The sequence below is a fragment of the Xanthomonas vasicola pv. musacearum NCPPB 4379 genome (genome assembly GCF_000277895.2).
GTDB classification, from domain to species: Bacteria; Pseudomonadota; Gammaproteobacteria; order Xanthomonadales; family Xanthomonadaceae; genus Xanthomonas; species Xanthomonas vasicola.
The window spans coordinates 2539917-2556402 of record NZ_CP034655.1 but is presented as its reverse complement, the minus strand read 5'-3'; the positions used below and the strand labels follow the sequence as shown (position 1 = coordinate 2556402).

Here is a 16486-nt window from a genome sequence, read left to right as displayed (position 1 = left end):
CGTCGATGCGCCGCCTTGCCACCTGCCTGCTCGCCACCGCCATTGCCGCCGCCACCGGCAGCGCCTGGGCGCAAACCTCGCCGATGACGCCAGACATCACCGGCAAACCGTTCGTGGCTGCCGATGCCAGCAACGACTACATCAAGCGCGAGGTGATGATCCCAATGCGCGATGGGGTCAAGCTGCACACGGTGATCGTGCTGCCCAAGGGTGCGAAAAACGCGCCGATTGTGCTGACACGCACGCCTTACGATGCCAGTGGCCGCACCGAGCGGATGGCCTCGCCACATATGAAAGACCTGCTGTCGGCGGGCGACGACGTGTTCGTCGAAGGCGGCTACATCCGCGTGTTTCAGGACGTGCGCGGCAAGTACGGGTCCGAAGGCGATTACGTGATGACGCGCCCGCTGCGTGGGCCGCTCAATGCCAGCGAGGTCGACCATGCTACCGATGCCTGGGACACCATCGATTGGCTGGTGAAGAACATCAAGGAATCCAATGGCAAGGTCGGCATGATCGGCTCGTCCTACGAAGGATTCACCGTGGTGATGGCGCTGACCAATCCACATCCTGCGTTGAAGGTCGCAGTGCCGGAAAGCCCGATGATCGACGGCTGGATGGGCGACGACTGGTTCAATTACGGTGCGTTCCGCCAAGTCAATTTCGACTACTTCACCGGCCAGCTCAGCAAGCGCGGCAAGGGCAGCGTCATCCCGCGTCAGGGGCACGACGATTACAGCAATTTCCTGCAGGCCGGCTCCGCTGGCGACTTCGCCAAGGCTGCGGGTCTGGAGCAGTTGCCGTGGTGGCACAAGCTGACCGAACACGCTGCCTACGATGCGTTCTGGCAGGAGCAGGCGCTGGACAAGGTGATGGCGCGCACGCCGCTGAAGGTGCCCACGATGTGGCTGCAAGGCCTATGGGACCAGGAAGATATGTGGGGTGCGATCCACAGTTACGCGGCGATGGAGCAGCGCGACAAGAGCAACACGCTCAATTACCTGGTGATGGGCCCGTGGCGGCACAGTCAGGTGAACTACGACGGCAGCGCCTTGGGTGCGCTGAATTTCGAAGGCGACACTGCGCGCCAGTTCCGCCATGACGTGCTGCGCCCGTTCTTCGACCAGTACCTGGTCGATGGCGCGCCCAAGGCAGACACGCCGCCGGTATTCATCTACAACACCGGCGAGAACCACTGGGACCGCCTCAAGGCGTGGCCGCGCAGTTGCGACAAGGGCTGCGCCTCGTCCAGCAGGCCGCTGTATCTGCAGGCCGGCGGCAAGTTGTCGTTCCAGCAACCGGTGGCCGGGCAGGCGGGCTTTGAAGAGTACGTGTCCGACCCCGCCAAGCCGGTGCCGTTCGTGCCGCGCCCGGTGGATTTCGCCGACCGCGCGATGTGGACCACCTGGCTGGTGCACGACCAGCGCTTTGTCGATGGCCGCCCCGACGTGCTGACCTTCGTCACCGAGCCGCTGACCGCGCCGCTGCAGATCGCCGGTGCCCCCCAAGTGCACCTTCAAGCCTCTACCAGCGGCAGCGACAGCGATTGGGTGGTGAAGCTGATCGATGTGTATCCGGACGAGATGGCGTCGAACCCGAAGATGGGCGGCTATGAGTTGCCGGTGTCGCTGGCGATCTTCCGCGGCCGCTACCGCGAGAGTTTCAGCACGCCCAAGCCATTGGCGTCCAATCAGCCGCTGGCATTCCAGTTCGGCCTGCCGACCGCCAACCACACCTTCCAGCCGGGCCATCGGGTGATGGTGCAGGTGCAGTCCAGCCTGTTCCCGCTCTACGACCGCAACCCGCAGACCTACGTGCCCAATATCTTCTTCGCCAAGCCTGGCGATTATCAAAAAGCCACTCAGCGGGTGTACGTGTCCCCCGAGCAGCCCAGCTACATCAGTCTGCCGGTACGTTGACCGCGCGGGCGCCGCGTGCCGGTGGCGCCCACACGTCTTCCAGCAGCTGTGGGCGGCAGACCACCCAGGCGGCGGCCAGCTGCACCAGCAGGCAGATGACCAGGAACACGAACGGGGAAGTCCAGCCGCCGCTGTGCGCGTGCAGCCAGCCGAACAGGAATGGCCCCAGGCAGCTCACCGCATAGCCCACGCCTTGCGAGAAACCGGACAGTGCCGCCGAACCGGCCGCCGTGCGGCTGCGCTGGTTCACCAGCACCAATGCCAACGGAAACGTGCTCGGCCCCAGGCCGAGCAGGGTGACCCACAGCACCGGTGCGGCCAGCGGCGCCCACCACAGCCCGGCGAACGCCACCAGATGGCAGGCTGCGCACAGCAGCACGATCGGGAACGGGTTACGCATGCGCACCGCCAACGCCGGCATGGTGAGCGCGCCGACCATGCCCAAGGCCGCGAACAACGCCACCATGGTGCCGCCGAACGCCGGCGATGCACCGGCTTCGCGCAGCAGCGTCGGCAGCCAGGTGAACATCGAATAGGTCACCAGCGAGGTCATGCCGAAGGTGATCGCCATGCTCCAGCCCAGCGCAGTACGTGCAACGCGACCTTCGGCTTCGGGCGTCGGTGTAACCGGTGCCGGGCCGGTAGCGCGGATGCGGCGGTGGTTGGCGTGCACCAATGCCCAGGCCGCCGATGCCAGCAGGGCCGGCAGCACCCACACCACCATCGAACTGCGCCAACCCAGCGCATCGGCCACCGGCACTGCCAGCAGCGCGGGCAACAGCGTGCCTACCTGCAGTACGGTGATGTACAGGGTGCTGACGCGGCCCACACGATCGCCGAAGTAACGCTTCACCAGCGGCGGCAACACCACGTTGCCCATGCCCATGCCGGCCAACGCCACCAGCGAGCCGACCAGCAGCCCGGCGGTGCCCGGCAGCAGCGGGCGCAACACCAATCCAAGCGTGGCCAATGCCATCGACAACAGCGCCACGCACAGCAAGCCGAAACGGCGCAGCAAGGCGGGTGTTGCCACGCCGGTGAGTGCGAACGCTGCGGTCGGCAACATGCCGAGCGCACCCATGGTGGGCGCGCCGAAGGCGTACTCGTCGGCAATGCGTTCCAGCAGCGGCGTCAGCGACGTCACCGCGGTGCGCAAGTTGAATGCGGAGAGCAGAATTGCGGCCAGCACCAAGCCGCGACCACGCAACTGGGCGGACGAAGAAGACGCACTAGTGACAACAGACATGACAACCCATCCGCGCCGTACACGTGTGTGCATCGACGCCTGGAAACACAAAACCGGCACGAGGCCGGTTTTGTGTTTTGAAACTGGTCGGGGAGACAGGATTCGAACCTGCGACCTCTACGTCCCGAACGTAGCGCTCTACCAGACTGAGCTACACCCCGAAGGAGCCGCGTATGTTACATAGGGAATGGGGAATCGGCAAGCATCCGATGAAATTATTTCAGTGAGGCAGTTCGCCACGCTCGGGCTCGCATGCTTCGAACCACATGCCGTTGAGCACGGCGGCCAATGCCGCCAGGCCGGTGCCCAGGCTCCATGCGAAATACCACATTGGTGTGTTCCTCGAATCGTCGAAAAGTAATGGTGAAGCGATGCGGCACCACAGGCGCATGCACTGCTGTTGCTGCCGCTGCGCTCAGTAAGCATTGGGATTGGCCGTGACCGCATCGTCGGTGACCTTGCCGTTGAGCACGCGATACACCCACCCGGTGTACGCGAGCACGATCGGCATGAATACGGCGGTGGCCAGCAACATGATCACAATGTGATACGGCTGCTGGACGCATCCCATAGCGTCAGGCTCACGCTCGGTGCGGTGGAGGAGGGCAGCAGGAACGGGAAAAACGCAAAGCCCACGGTGATCACGATGCCGACGATGGCGCTGCCGGAGGCGATGAAGGCCAGGCCGCCACGTCGCACGCGTAACAACACCGCGCTCATCGCAAGCCCGACCAGGCCTGCCAGCGGCGCCATCAGCGTGGCCGGCATGCTGCTGTAGTTATGCAGCCAGCCGCCAGCAGCGGTGAGTGCAGCGGTTTTGCCAAGCGGGTTGGTCGGCGCATCGGTCGCCAGCACCGAGGTCACCGCATAACCAGGCAGACCCAGCGCCACCCATGCGCCGCCCGCTGCAACAATGCCAGCGCACACAGCGCGGCGATGCTGCCAAAACGTGCTGCGCGCGCGGCCACCGGACCATCGGTCTTGAGCACCAACATCGCAGCACCGTGCGCGACCAACATCGCCACGCTGAGCATGCCGGCGAGCAACGCGAACGGCGTCAGCAGGCCGAGCAGGTTGCCGGTATAGAACGTGCGCATGCTGTCGTTGAAGTGGAACGGCACCCCCAGCAACACATTGCCGACCGCCACGCCCATGATCAGCGCCGGAATGAAACCACCGACGAACAGCGCCCAATCCCAATTGCGGCGCCAGCGCGGACTCACCAGCTTGCCGCGGAACTTGAAACCGACCGGGCGCAGGATCAGCGCGAACAGAATCAGAAACATCGCCAAATAAAACCCGGAGAAGCTCACTGCATACAACGGTGGGAACGCGGCAAAGATCGCGCCGCCGCCCAGGATCAACCACACCTGGTTGCCTTCCCAGACCGGGCCGAAGGTATTGATCACCAGCCGGCGCTCGGCATCGTTGTTGGCGACGAACGGCAGTAATGCTCCCACGCCCAAGTCGAAGCCGCCCATCACCGTGTCACCGGACAGCAGCACACCCAGCAGCAGCCACCAGATCACGCGCAAGGTTGTGTAATCGAGCAATACGAAATTCATGATGTCTCTCCTTCGCTTACGGTGCGCTGCCGGCCGCGGCGCCGGGACTCAACGATGCGTGACGCGACCGGGCATAACCTTGCGGGGCATGGTGTGGTGAGGCATGCGGTTCGTTGGGGCGCGCCGGTGGAAACAACAGGTCCGGACCTTTGCGGATGGTCTTCAGCGACAACCTGATCGCAATCACCAGCAGCGTCGTATACAGCGCGGTGAAGCCCACCAGCGTCATCACGATCTCATACAACTCCAGACCCGAAGCGGCGTAGAACGTCGGCAACACGCCTTCCACCGCCCACGGCTGGCGGCCGTATTCGGCCACAAACCAGCCGCATTCGATCGCGATCCACGGCAGCGGCAACGTCCAAGTGCCAACGTCAGGAACCAGCGTTTTTCCTGAAAGTTGTGCTTGCATGCAAACCAGAATGCGATGGCGAAGAAGGCGATGAGATAGATGCCGATTGCCGCCATGATGCGGAAGGTCCAGAACAGCGGCAGTACGCGCGGTACGGTGTCCATCGCCGCTTGGGAAATCTGTTCCGGTGTGGCATTGCCGATATCGTCGCGGTAGCGTTTGAGCAGCAGGCCGTGGCCCAGATCCCGCCAATGCGCATCGAAGACCTTGCGCGCTTCGGCATCGTTTTTGTCGGCGCGGATGCGTTGCAGTGCGCCGTAGGCGATCTGGCCACCGCGGATGCGGTGTTCGGCGCGGCCGACCAATTCGAGAATCCCCGGGATCGGCTCATCCAGCGAACGCGTGGCGATCAAGCCCATCAGGTATGGAATCTTGATGGCGTAATCGTTGCGATGGGTGGTCTGGTTGGGGATGCCGAACGCGGTGAAGTCGGCCGGTGCGGCTCGGTCTCCCACATCGCTTCGATCGCTGCCAGTTTCATCTTCTGGTGTTCGCTGGCGGCATAACCGCTCTCGTCGCCCAGCACCACCACCGACAACGACGACAACAGACCGAACGCCGCAGCCACCGCAAACGAGCGCTGCGCCATTTCAATGTGCTTGCCGCGCAACAAGTAAAACGCACTGATCGACATCACGAACACCGCGCCGAGCACGTAGCCCGCGCTGACGGTGTGCACGAACTTGGCCTGTGTCACCGGGTTGAACAGCACCGCCACAAAATCCACCACTTCCATGCGCATGGTGTCCGGGTTGAACACCGCGCCGGCCTGGTTCTGCATCCAGCCGTTGGCGATCAAGATCCACAACGCGGAGAAGTTGCTACCCAGCGCCACCAGCCAGGTGATGATCAGGTGCTGCACCTTGCTCAGGCGATTCCAACCCAGAAAGAACAGACCCAGAAAGGTGGCTTCCAGAAAGAACGCCATCAGCCCTTCGATCGCCAGCGGCGCGCCGAAGATGTCGCCCACGTAATGGCTGTAGTAAGACCAGTTCATGCCGAACTCGAACTCCATCACGATGCCGGTGCCGACACCCATGGCGAAGTTGATGCCGAACAGCACGCCCCAGAACATGGTCATGCGCCGCCAGATCTGCTTGCCGGTATGACATAGACGCTTTCCATGATGGCGAGCAGGAACGACAAGCCCATGGTGAGCGGTGGAAAGATGAAGTGATACATCGCGGTGACTGCGAATTGCAGCCGCGACAGTTCGACAACTGTCGAGTCGATCATGGCGGGTGGGCCTGGTTTGAGTGTCGGCAAGGAACGTGGCGATCATCTGCCGCTAGCGCGCCGGGCGCGTTGATCCAAATCAATGCGGCGCTGTATGGGTGCGGCAGACTGTCCATCCCCGACCGGAGGGCAGCGATTTACAATCGTCTGCAATGCGCAGCCTCCAAAGAGCAACGTGAGCCAGCCCAGCGTGCAAACCAGCGAAACGCCCGCCCAGCGCCGTCAACGCGGCCAATGGCTGGATGCGCTCGCCGCACCGGCCACGCGTGCGCGGCGGCTTGCCGGCGTGGCGGTGGCGTTGTCGGGCGTGTTGTTGCTGGTGCAATCGGCTGCGATTGCCTGGCTGCTGCAGGCGTTGCTGGTGCAGCACCTGCCATTGGTGCAAGTGCGCAACGTGGCTGTGGGGTTACTGGTTGCGCTGATCGGGCGCGCGCTGCTCAACGCCTGGGCGCAATCGCTAACCGGTACAGTGGCCGATGTGGCCAAACGCGAACTGCGCGCGCGCATTGCGCGACGCCTGGTGCAGCACGGACCGTTGTGGTTGCGCCGGCAACGCAGCGGCGAACTGGGCGAACTGAGCCTGGCGCATACCGACGCGCTGGAAGGCTATTTCGTCGGCTACCAGCTCGCACGTACCGAAATGCTGCTGGTGCCGACACTGATCTTGATCGCGGTGTTTTCGGTCGATTGGGTGGTTGGGCTGGTGTTGTTGCTTACCGCGCCGTTGATTCCATTTTTCATGATGCTGGTGGGGTGGGGCGCGGAGGCCGCAGGCCGCGAACAGCTCGGCGAGCTGGCGCGCATGGGCGGGCACTTTGCCGATCGTCTCAAGGGCCTTGGATTGTTGCGCGTGTATGGACGCGGTGAGGCCGAATTGCACGGCATTGCCGCCGCGGCCGAGGGCGTGCGCGAACGTTCGCTGAAAGTGCTGCGCATCGCGTTCCTGTCTTCCACCGTGCTGGAATTCTTTGCCTCGGTGAGTGTGGCGATCGTGGCGCTGTACTTCGGCCTGAGTTATCTGGGCATGCTTACGCTGCACGGCGTGCCGTCGCTGGCGGTGGGGATGTTCTGCCTGCTGTTGGCCCCGGAATTCTTCGCGCCGCTGCGGCGCCTGGCCGCGCATTACCACGACCGTGCAAATGCCTTGGCGGCAGTGGCCGAGGCCGAGCGCTTGCTACACGGTTTCGAGCCGCCTGCCGCTGCGCACACCGGTGCACCCGCGCGCGCGTTGGAACCAGCGCAAGTGCATGCGCCCCTGTTGCAAGCGCGTGGGCTGGTGCTGCGTCCTGTTGGCGCACCGCAGGTGGTGGTCGAGGATTTTGCGTTGACGCTAGAGCCCGGGCAGCGCGTCGCCGTGATCGGCGCCAGCGGCAGCGGCAAGAGCACGCTGTTGGAAGGGCTTGCCGGTTGGCTCGCACCCGAGGCGGGCAGTGTGGCGCTGCGCCCCGGGGCGCGCATCGGCTATGCCACGCAGCGGCCGTATCTGTTTCACGGCAGCATTGCCGACAACCTGCGCCTGGCCGACCCGCACGCCAGCGACGCGCGCCTGCACGCGGTGGCTGAGGCAGCGCAAGTGCTGCGTTTTGCCGCGCACCTGCCGGCTGGCCTGGACACGGTGATCGGCGAGCGCGGCTTTGGCCTGTCTGGTGGCGAAGCACGCCGTGTCGCATTGGCGCGGTTGTTGTTGCGCGAGCCGGATGTGTTGCTGCTGGACGAGCCCACCGCCTTTCTCGATCCGGAGACCGAAGCCGAATTGCTGCGCACGCTGGGCGTGTTCGCACGCGGCCGCGCAGTCGTTCTGGCCACGCACAGTGCTGCAGTGATGGGTTGGGCCGACACGGTGATCGATCTGCGCGGCGCCACAGTGATGAAGGCGGAGTTGCCATGAGCCGCGTCCGGCCTGATCGTCTGCGCGATGTGTTTCGTCGGCATGCCTGGCGTCTATTGCTGTCCGCGTTATTGGTGCTGGTCACCATGCTTGCGGGTGTCGGCTTGCTCGGCTTGTCGGGCAGCTTCCTGACCGCAGCCGCGCTGGCAGGCGTTGCCGGCATGGGCACCGGCTTCAATTTCTTCTCGCCGTCGGCGGGCATTCGCGCCTTGACCTTCGCGCGCATCGCCTCGCGCTACGGCGAGAAATTGATCGGGCACGATGCCACCTTGCGTATCGCCCGCGATCTGCGGGTGTGGTTCTTCCGCCGCGCGTTGCCGCTGGCGCCAGGGCGCTTGTCGGCCACCCGCACCGGCGATCTGCTGGCGCGGCTGATGTCCGACATCGGTGAGGTCGATGGCCTCAGCGTACGCGCATTGGCGCCGCTGGCCGCGTTGCTCGGCATCTGGCTGGCCGGTATTGCCGCCGCTGCACTGATCTATCTGCCCGCTGCGGGGTTGCTGCTGGTGCTCGGTGTGTTGATCGGCGGGCTGGTGCCGTGGCAGGTGGCACGCGGCGGCGCACAGCGCGAGCAGTTACGTGCACAGCAACGTACCGCCTTGCGCACGCAGGCGTTCGAAGGCTTGGAAGGCGCGGCCGATCTTGCTGCGGTCGATGCACAAGGCGCCTGGCTGCAACAGATCGACGCCGCGGCGGCGGTCGACGGCGACCGCATCCAGCGGCGCCGGCTGATCACTAGCAACCTGCTGCATGCGCTCTGTGGGGGTGTGGGTCTGACCGGCATGCTGTGGCTCGCACTCAGCGCCGCCGAACGCGGGCTGATCGCCGCCGAGCTGGCCGCAGGTCTGATGTTCTTGACCATGGCCCTGCTGGAAGTCTGGGCCGGTGCCGGGCTGGCATTGCAGGCGCTACAAAGCGCGCGTGTTGCAGCGAAGCGCTTGCAAGCCATTGTTGATCAGGCGCCATCGGTGAGCGATCCAGTGCAGGCAATCGATGTGCCACGCACGGGCAAGTTGCAATTGCAGCAGGTGTCGTTCGAGTGGCCCGGTAGCGTGCGCCCAATACTGCAGACGCTCGATCTCACATTGGCGCCAGGCGAGCGCATCGCCATCAGCGGCGACAGCGGCAGCGGCAAAAGTACGTTGTCGGCGCTGCTGCTTCGGCTGTGGGATCCGCATGCCGGGCAGCTAAGCTACGCCGGCATCGACCTGCGCCACATCGCACAAACGCAATGGCATCACCGGATTGCCTGGCTGCCGCAGAACGCGCCGGTATTTGCCGGGAGCGTGCGCGAAAATCTCCTCATCGGCGACGCCACTGCCGACGATGCCGCACTGTGGCAGGTGCTCGACCAGGTACGCTTGCGCGCATGGGCCAGCGCCCAAGATGGCTTGGACACCTGGATCGGCGAAAACGGCGGCACGCTGTCTGCCGGCCAGGCGCGCCGCCTCGCACTTGCACGTGCACTGCTGCGCGATGCGCCGATTCTGCTGCTTGACGAGCCCACCGATGGCCTGGATGTGGACACTGCACACGCGCTGCTACTCGACTTAGCCACAGCGCTTGGCGAGCGCAGCCTGGTGATGATCACCCACGACGTACTTCCGCCGGGCGTGGTGCAGCGGCATTACCGGATGCGTGAGGGAAGGTTGGAGTTGTTGGACCAGAGTGCGTAGCGAGCCGCTGCGTTTATCGAAAGCGGGCATGCGACGTTAGCGCGTCGATGCGTTGTTAGCGCGCTTGGAGCGGGCTAACACAACGTAGCGAGCACCTGTCAGTTAGGTGTGGCCGGCGCGCAGCAACTGCAGTGTGCGAGTTGGTACATGCCACACCGGGAACGGACTGCGCCCGTTGGCGGCTGCGCAGCGGTTTGATCAGCGCTCTTAATCGAACAACACCGGAAGCGACGCCATCATATCGGTCTCGGTTACCGCCAGCACCAATGCGCTGACATTCAATGCGACTGTGACCCAGAATTTCATCTGAAACGCCGCTTTGCTGCATTTGTGGCGGAAGATTTCCTGCGCCAGCAACGCACCCGGCCAGCCACCGATCAGAGCCAACAGATGCAAGCTGGCTTCGGGTGTGCGCCGTTGGTTGCGTTGCGCGGCAGATTTGTCCATCGCATAGATCAGCAGCGTGATCAGGCTAGCTGCTGCGTACCAGAGCGGCACGATCACCGGCACCACGTGCATCCACGTGGCAGCCGCCAACGCCAACATCGACAACGCGGCCAGCGTCTTGCGTGGCAACCCACTGCGACGCTGCTCGGTCCTGGCAGCGGTGGTACGGTCTGCCCACCGCACCTGCGTGGCGTTCAAGCGTTTTTGCGCATCGCGCTCGATCGCGTAAGTGATGATCTCGCCATCGCGCGGGCGGCGCGACTGCTGTGCAAACGCGCTGATATGCACGAACGCGCGGTCGCCGCCTCCGTTGGGCGTGACGAAGCCAAAACCCTTGTGATCATTCCAGTCGCTGAGGCGTCCTTGATAGCGCATTCGCAGTCTTCTGTTAGGTGGTGCGGATTGCTGGTGCGGTCTTGAGGCGTGCACATCGATTGCATCAGTGCGCAAGATCGCGGTGATTACCCGCATGTTCCGGCGGAATTGGCCGATAGCAGGGGCCAAACGCTAGTCGCCGAACGAACTCAACAACCTTGCAGAAAATCGCGCACCGCTGGGCCGAACCGGGCAAAGTCGACCAGGAACGCGTCGTGGCCTTGCGGCGAATCCAGGCCAATGAACTGTGCGTTGGCACCGCCGGCACGCAGGCCGTCTGCGATCTGTTCCTGCTGCTGCACCGGGAACAGGATGTCGGTGTTGGCGCCGATGGCCAGCGCACGTGCGATGCGAATTCGCGCTAGACCAGCAAGCACCGTGTCGGCGGTCGAAATGCCGGCCTCCGCCTTGTTGGAGGCGAGCAGGGCATCGGCATTGGGACTATCGATACCAGTGTCGTCGGCCGGTTTGTCATCGACATAGTCGGCAAGATCGAACCAGTCCATCGAACGGCTCAGATACAGATAGCAGTTGGGGTCGAAGAAGCGCACGAAGCGGCGCGCATGGCCTTCCAGATAGCTTTCGACCTGAAATTCCAGGCCAAACGGATCATCGGCCGCCTGCTCGGAATCCAGCCGCACACGGCCGAAACGGCCGTCCCATTCCAGCGCCGAGCGATAGGTGATCACGCCGAGTTTGCGCGCCATACGCATGCCCGATTCCGGGTAGTGCGTATCGTCGTAGTGGCCGCCATTCCAGTGCGGATCCAGCCGGATCGCCTCGCGCTGCAGCGAGCGAATGGCGATGGAAAACGGCAATGCCTGCGCGCTGCCGGAGATATTGATGTGGCTGCGCGCGATGCCGGGATGACGCAGTAACAGCGCCAGTGCGGTCATGCCGCCCATCGAATTGCCGATCAAGCAGGCCAATTGCTGGATGCCCAGCGCACGCACCACATCGGCTGCGGCATCGGCCACATCTTCGATCGACAGGTCCGGAAAGCTGAGGCGATACAGCGCGCCGGTGGCCGGGTTCACCGAGGCCGGCCCGGTCGAGCCCTTGCAACTGCCCAGGGAGTTGACGCAAACCACAAACCAGCGCGCGGTATCGATCGGCTTACCCGGCCCGAGCATCGCTTCCCACCAGCCAGGCTCGGGGTTGGCCTGGTTGGCCGCCGCGTGCGCATTCGGTGACAGGCCGGTGACGATCAGGATCGCGTTGCTGCGATCTGCGGCGAGCGTGCCCCAGGTTTCGTATGCCACGCGTGCCTGATGCAGCACACCACCGCGTTTCATCGGAAAAGGCGAAGGCAGTGCGTGGTACAGCGTGCCGGCAGGGATGAATTCAGTCATGTCGCAATTCTATCTGCCACGGCATGCGCCGGTGTGCAGGATGGGAATGGGAAATGGAAAATCGGTTTGAGGCCATTTGAGGCCATGCGCTGTGTGATGCCACTCTGCAGAGCGGTGGATCTACGGCTTGGCTGCAGGGCCCTTGCCCGCCCACCATTGCGGGACACGCCGCAAGTACGTCTTACGCGGCATCCATGCCGCATAAGGTCCCGCGACGTTGAGCGGGCAAGGGCCAGTCGAGATGGTCGGTGTACATGGTTTTCAACAACGCATCTGACTAAGAGCAGCTAACCAAACGACTGCGCAGCCGCCAGGCGGGCGCGCATGGTGCCCGGAATTCTCGTCTACCACTGGTCCGAAACGCAGCAATGCGACGCAGCAAGCAATCAGCGCCCGATCACCAGCTCCACCGGCGCGGCGGCAGGCAGCTCGACCATCACCGGTGCGCTCTCAACGTCATCGGCCTGGCGCATGGCATTGCCGCTGCGCGACAGCCGTGCCAACACTTGCACCTTGTCGAGCGACGACAGCGTGCGCGTCGGCATCGGGCTGTCGCCATCATCCAGTGTGATGGTCAATGGCAGCTCGCCCAACGCGTGTTTTTCCACCGCCACCGGCATCGGCGTGTCGGCGGCGCGCGCAATCACGAAGACGCTGGTGTCGCCGGGCAAGCCGGCGCGCTTGGCGAATTCGGCATCCAGTGTCACCCGCACCTGGATCTGTTTGCCCTTCGCTGCCTCGGCGGCAGACGCAGCCGTTGCCTGGATCGGCGCGAGCTTGGCTTCCTGTCGTGCGGTGTTGATCTGTTCAAGCAGGCCGGGGCGGGTCTTCGCATCGACCACACTTAGCAGCGGCTCCCAGGTAGCGCTGGCTTTGGCCGGCTCACCGGATTGGCGCTGTACCACCCCCAGAAACCAGCGTGCGCGTTGATGGTCTGGCTGCGCCGCCAGCGCGTGTTCGAGCATGCGCGTGGCTTCCGGATCCGGGCGGCCGCTGTCATCGGCAAGCATGCGCGATTGCGCCGCGGCGACCAGCACGTCCGGCTCGTCCGGGCGGAGCGCAACCGCGCGTGCGAATGCATCGCGCGCTTCGGCAAATTTTTGCTGGCTGGAGAGTGAGCGCCCTAGCAACACCCAGCCTTCGGCCTGTTCGGGATTGCTCGCCAGCGCCGCGCGCAGTTGCATGATTGCTTCATCCAGCGAGCGTGGCGCGGCCGGGCGATTGGCTGGCTGCTCGATCGCGCCTGGCGTGCCGACCAACCAATACAACGCCGCACTTGCGGCCAGCAGCAATATCGCCACGCTTGCGGCCAGGCCGCGTGCCTCGCGCCACAGCGGGCGCAACACCAGGCCGAAGGCCAGCAGCGCAATCACAAGTACCGCGATGACAAAGCCGGCCATCACCACTCCTGCTCATCGGCGGGCAAGGCAGGCGCCGCCATGCTGCGTTTGCGCACCACCAGCACCACTGCGCCCAGGCCCAGCAGCAACACCAGCAGCGGGCCGAACCACAGCAGCCAGGTGCGCGATTCCACGCGTGGACGGTACAGCACGAATTCGCCGTAACGTGCGACAAGGAACTGGCGGATCTGCGCATCGCTGCGGCCTTCGTGCATCAGCGCCAACACTTCGCTGCGCAGATCCTGGGCAATCTGCGCGTTGGAGTCGGCCAGCGACTGGTTCTGGCACTGCACGCAGCGCAACTCGGCGGTAAGCGCGTGGAAACGCGCCTCCTCTTCGGCCGATGCGTAGTGCAGCGGCGCCGGGTTGCCGAGCGGCTGGGCGAAGGCCAGCCAGGGCAACAACAGCAGCAGGAGCAGCCAGGCGCGCGTCATTGTTTGGCGTGCAGGTCCGGTGCGGCGGTGGGCGAGCGTTCGATCTTGCTCAGCGCTGGAATCAGTTGGGTGTCGATGATGGATTGAGTGAGCATGCCGCTGTACTTCCAGCGCACCACACCACGCCCGTCGACCAAAAAGGTTTCCGGCGCGGCGGCGATGCCGAAATCGATCGCGGTGCGGCTGTCTTTGTCGGCAACCACCAGCAGATACGGATTGCCGAGTTGTTCCAGCCAGCGCAGCGCATCGGCGCGCTCGTCCTTCCAGTTGTAGCCGATCACGCGCACGCGCTTGGTCAGCGCGAAGCGGCTCAGCACCGGATGTTCTTCGCGGCAGGCCGGGCACCAACTGCCCCACACGTTGATGATGTACGGCGCGCCGCGTAGCTCGCGCGCATGCACCACGATGTTGGGATCGTGCAGCAGCGGCAGCGCGAATTCCGGCGCCGGTTTGCCGATCAGGGCAGAGGGCAGTGCATCGCGGTCGTCCTGACCGGAGCGCACCACCGCGTAAACCAACAGTGCTGCCAGGGCGAGCAGCAGCACGCTGGCGCCCACCAGGACCGCAGTGGGCAGGCGGGGTGAACGTGACTCAACCATCTTGGATCTCCGGAGAACGACGAAAACGCCGGTCGGCCGCGGTGACCAGGCCGCCGAGCGCCATCAGCAGCGCTCCCAGCCAGATCCAGCGGACGAACGGTTTGAGGTGCACGCGTACCGCCCAGGCCTGATTGCCCAGCGGTTCGCCAAGAGCGAGATACAGGTCGCCAAGCGGGCCAGGACGGATCGCCGCCTCGGTCAAGGTCTGCCCGCCGCTGGCGTAGCGGCGTTTTTCCGCATGCAGCATGCCCACCGGCGCATCGTCCTTGAAGACCTGCAGGTTGGCACGGTCGGACACGTAATTAGGCCCGCGCAGCTCTTCCAGCCCATCGAAGTGCAAAGCGTAGCGGCCGATCTGCACCTGTTGTCCGGGCGCCAACGCCACTTCGCGCTGCAAGCTCAATCCCTCTACCAGCAAGGCGCCGGACAGGAACACCGCAACGCCCAGATGCGCCAGCACCATGCCCAGCATTTCGGCGGTGAATTTGCGCCCCTTGGCCGCGCGCCGCGTCCATATAAAACGCAACGTGCCGAACAGCACCCAGGCTGCGCCGACCACACCGAAGGCGGCTTTCAATTGCCCCTGCGGCGCGGTGAACCAGGCCAGCACGCCCGCCGCCAACGCCAGACCTGCCCACGGCGCCAGCATCGCCAACGGCCGCGAGGCTTGTTCGCGCTGCCAGCGCGTGAGCGGGCCGAACGGCAGCAGCGCCACCAGCGGCGCCATCAACACCACGAACAAGGTGCCGAAGTAGGGCGGCCCGACCGACAGTTTGCCTAGCCCCAACGCATCGGCCAGCAGCGGATACAAGGTGCCCAGCAACACCATTGCGCAGGCGCAGGTGAGTAGCAGGTTGTTCAACAGCAACAAGGTTTCGCGCGAGCTGCCGGCAAATGCGCGGCGCGGATCATCCACCAGCGACAACCGCGGCGCGCGCAGCGCATATAACAGCAACGAACCACCGACCACGAGTAACAGGAACACCAGAATGAACAGCCCGCGCGACGGGTCGGCGGCGAACGAATGCACGCTGGTCAGCACGCCCGAGCGCACCAGGAAGGTGCCCAGCAGCGATAGCGCAAACGCGGCGATTGCTAGCAGCAAGGTCCAACTGGCGAAGCTGCCGCGCTTTTCGGTCACCGCCTGCGAATGCAGCAACGCGGTGCCCACCAGCCACGGCATGAAACTGGCGTTTTCCACCGGGTCCCAGAACCACCAGCCTCCCCAGCCCAGCTCGTAATACGCCCACCAGCTACCCAGCGCGATGCCGACGGTAAGCATCGACCAGGCGACGTTGGTCCACGGCCGCGTCCAGCGCAGCCAGCGCGCATCCATGCGGCCTTCCAGCAGCGCAGCGATGGCGAACGCGAATGGCACCGCAAAGCCGACGTAACCGCAATACAGCATCGGCGGATGGACGATCAGCCCCGGGTCCTGCAGCAGCGGATTGAGGTCGCCACCTTCCAGCGGCACCGGAAACAGCCGCGCAAACGGGTTGGAGGTGAACAGCAAAAACGCCAGAAACCCAATACTCACCAGCGCCATGACGCCGAGGACACGCGCGATCACATGCGCCGGCAGTTGCCGCGACCAGATCGCCACCGCGCCGGTCCACAACGCCAGCACCAGCGTCCACAGCAGCAGCGAGCCTTCGTGTGCGCCCCACACCGCCGAATAGCGATACATCACCGGCAGCAGGCTGTTGGAATTTTCAGCAACGTAGTGCACCGAAAAATCCTGCACCAGGAAGGCGTGCGTCAACACGGCGAAGGCCGATGCGATCAACGCCAACTGCACCAGCGCAGCCGGTCGCGCCACGGCCATCCAGCTGCTGCGTCCGCGCTGTGCGCCGGCCAGCGGCACCACCGCCTGCACCAGTGCAACCAGCAGGGCAAGTACCAGCAGGAACGTGCCGAGCTCAGGAAGCATCGGGTTG

At 64.5% G+C, this 16486-nt stretch carries 11 protein-coding genes, 1 tRNA gene, 1 other RNA gene and 3 pseudogenes; 3 read left to right on the top strand and 13 right to left on the bottom strand.

The genetic code is table 11. The features are described 5' to 3' along the window. The first annotated feature begins 5 nt into the window (after positions 1-5). Positions 6-1919: a CocE/NonD family hydrolase gene (locus KWO_RS11935; RefSeq protein WP_010382252.1), complete on the top strand. Its 1914-nt coding sequence runs from the start codon at positions 6-8 to the stop codon at positions 1917-1919. Here KWO_RS11935 and KWO_RS11930 read toward each other — a convergent pair. From KWO_RS11930 to KWO_RS23640, 6 genes and pseudogenes are all read right to left on the bottom strand, one after another. Next, complete coding sequence (locus KWO_RS11930) at positions 1900-3126, bottom strand: CynX/NimT family MFS transporter (protein WP_017113931.1); 1227 nt, start codon at positions 3124-3126, stop codon at positions 1900-1902. The genes KWO_RS11935 and KWO_RS11930 overlap by 20 nt on opposite strands. Positions 3127-3249: 123 nt before the next feature. After that, a tRNA-Pro gene (locus KWO_RS11925) sits at positions 3250-3326 on the bottom strand. A gap of 59 nt (positions 3327-3385) precedes the next feature. Beyond that, entirely contained in the window at positions 3386-3496 is a 111-nt protein-coding gene (gene cydX / locus KWO_RS11920; RefSeq protein WP_010372880.1) for a cytochrome bd-I oxidase subunit CydX, read from the bottom strand. Positions 3497-3580: 84 nt separating this feature from the next. Beyond that, positions 3581-4730, bottom strand: a pseudogene (gene cydB / locus KWO_RS11915) (cytochrome d ubiquinol oxidase subunit II). 16 nt (positions 4731-4746) lie between these two features. Continuing rightward, positions 4747-5597: pseudogene (locus KWO_RS23645) on the bottom strand (cytochrome ubiquinol oxidase subunit I). Further along, positions 5501-6294, bottom strand: a pseudogene (locus KWO_RS23640) (cytochrome ubiquinol oxidase subunit I). The pseudogenes KWO_RS23645 and KWO_RS23640 overlap by 97 nt, the downstream one beginning before the upstream one ends. A gap of 259 nt (positions 6295-6553) precedes the next feature. Between KWO_RS23640 and cydD the strand changes: the two are divergent. Both cydD and cydC read left to right on the top strand, forming a co-directional pair. Further along, a complete protein-coding gene (gene cydD / locus KWO_RS11905) occupies positions 6554-8266 on the top strand; it encodes a thiol reductant ABC exporter subunit CydD (protein ID WP_010372882.1) in 1713 nt (570 codons plus the stop codon). Continuing rightward, entirely contained in the window at positions 8263-9942 is a 1680-nt protein-coding gene (gene cydC / locus KWO_RS11900; RefSeq protein ID WP_010382245.1) for a thiol reductant ABC exporter subunit CydC, read from the top strand. Before cydD ends, cydC begins: the two co-directional genes overlap by 4 nt. A gap of 72 nt (positions 9943-10014) precedes the next feature. On the opposite strand, the gene KWO_RS11895 is transcribed toward cydC, so the two are convergent. From KWO_RS11895 to KWO_RS11865, 7 genes are all read right to left on the bottom strand, one after another. Beyond that, a non-coding RNA gene (locus tag KWO_RS11895) (sX9 sRNA) lies at positions 10015-10091 on the bottom strand. Positions 10092-10149: 58 nt separating this feature from the next. After that, entirely contained in the window at positions 10150-10764 is a 615-nt protein-coding gene (locus KWO_RS11890; RefSeq protein WP_010372887.1) for a DUF1294 domain-containing protein, read from the bottom strand. 149 nt (positions 10765-10913) lie between these two features. After that, positions 10914-12116, bottom strand: coding sequence for a homoserine O-acetyltransferase MetX (gene metX / locus KWO_RS11885; protein ID WP_010372890.1), 1203 nt, complete (start codon positions 12114-12116; stop codon positions 10914-10916). Positions 12117-12502: 386 nt separating this feature from the next. After that, on the bottom strand, positions 12503-13516 hold the full coding sequence (locus KWO_RS11880; protein WP_010372891.1) for a tetratricopeptide repeat protein: 1014 nt from the start codon (positions 13514-13516) through the stop codon (positions 12503-12505). Continuing rightward, positions 13516-13950, bottom strand: a complete 435-nt coding sequence (locus KWO_RS11875; protein WP_010382240.1) for a cytochrome c-type biogenesis protein — start codon at positions 13948-13950, stop codon at positions 13516-13518. Before KWO_RS11875 ends, KWO_RS11880 begins: the two co-directional genes overlap by 1 nt. Further along, positions 13947-14549 (bottom strand): DsbE family thiol:disulfide interchange protein, encoded by a 603-nt coding sequence (locus KWO_RS11870; protein WP_010372897.1) that lies wholly within the window; start codon positions 14547-14549, stop codon positions 13947-13949. Before KWO_RS11870 ends, KWO_RS11875 begins: the two co-directional genes overlap by 4 nt. After that, complete coding sequence (locus KWO_RS11865; protein WP_010372899.1) at positions 14542-16479, bottom strand: heme lyase CcmF/NrfE family subunit; 1938 nt, start codon at positions 16477-16479, stop codon at positions 14542-14544. The genes KWO_RS11870 and KWO_RS11865 overlap by 8 nt, the downstream gene beginning before the upstream one ends. Between the last annotated feature and the right edge of the window lie 7 nt (positions 16480-16486).

Coding starts and splice junctions, on each gene's coding strand:
- KWO_RS11865 (WP_010372899.1), bottom strand. CDS start 16,479: ATGCTTCCTGAGCTCGGCACGTTCCTGCTGGTACTTGCCCTGCTGGTT.
- KWO_RS11890 (WP_010372887.1), bottom strand. CDS start 10,764: ATGCGCTATCAAGGACGCCTCAGCGACTGGAATGATCACAAGGGTTTT.
- KWO_RS11880 (WP_010372891.1), bottom strand. CDS start 13,516: ATGGCCGGCTTTGTCATCGCGGTACTTGTGATTGCGCTGCTGGCCTTC.
- KWO_RS11870 (WP_010372897.1), bottom strand. CDS start 14,549: ATGGTTGAGTCACGTTCACCCCGCCTGCCCACTGCGGTCCTGGTGGGC.
- KWO_RS11875 (WP_010382240.1), bottom strand. CDS start 13,950: ATGACGCGCGCCTGGCTGCTCCTGCTGCTGTTGTTGCCCTGGCTGGCC.
- metX (WP_010372890.1), bottom strand. CDS start 12,116: ATGACTGAATTCATCCCTGCCGGCACGCTGTACCACGCACTGCCTTCG.
- cydC (WP_010382245.1), top strand. CDS start 8,263: ATGAGCCGCGTCCGGCCTGATCGTCTGCGCGATGTGTTTCGTCGGCAT.
- KWO_RS11935 (WP_010382252.1), top strand. CDS start 6: ATGCGCCGCCTTGCCACCTGCCTGCTCGCCACCGCCATTGCCGCCGCC.
- cydX (WP_010372880.1), bottom strand. CDS start 3,496: ATGTGGTATTTCGCATGGAGCCTGGGCACCGGCCTGGCGGCATTGGCC.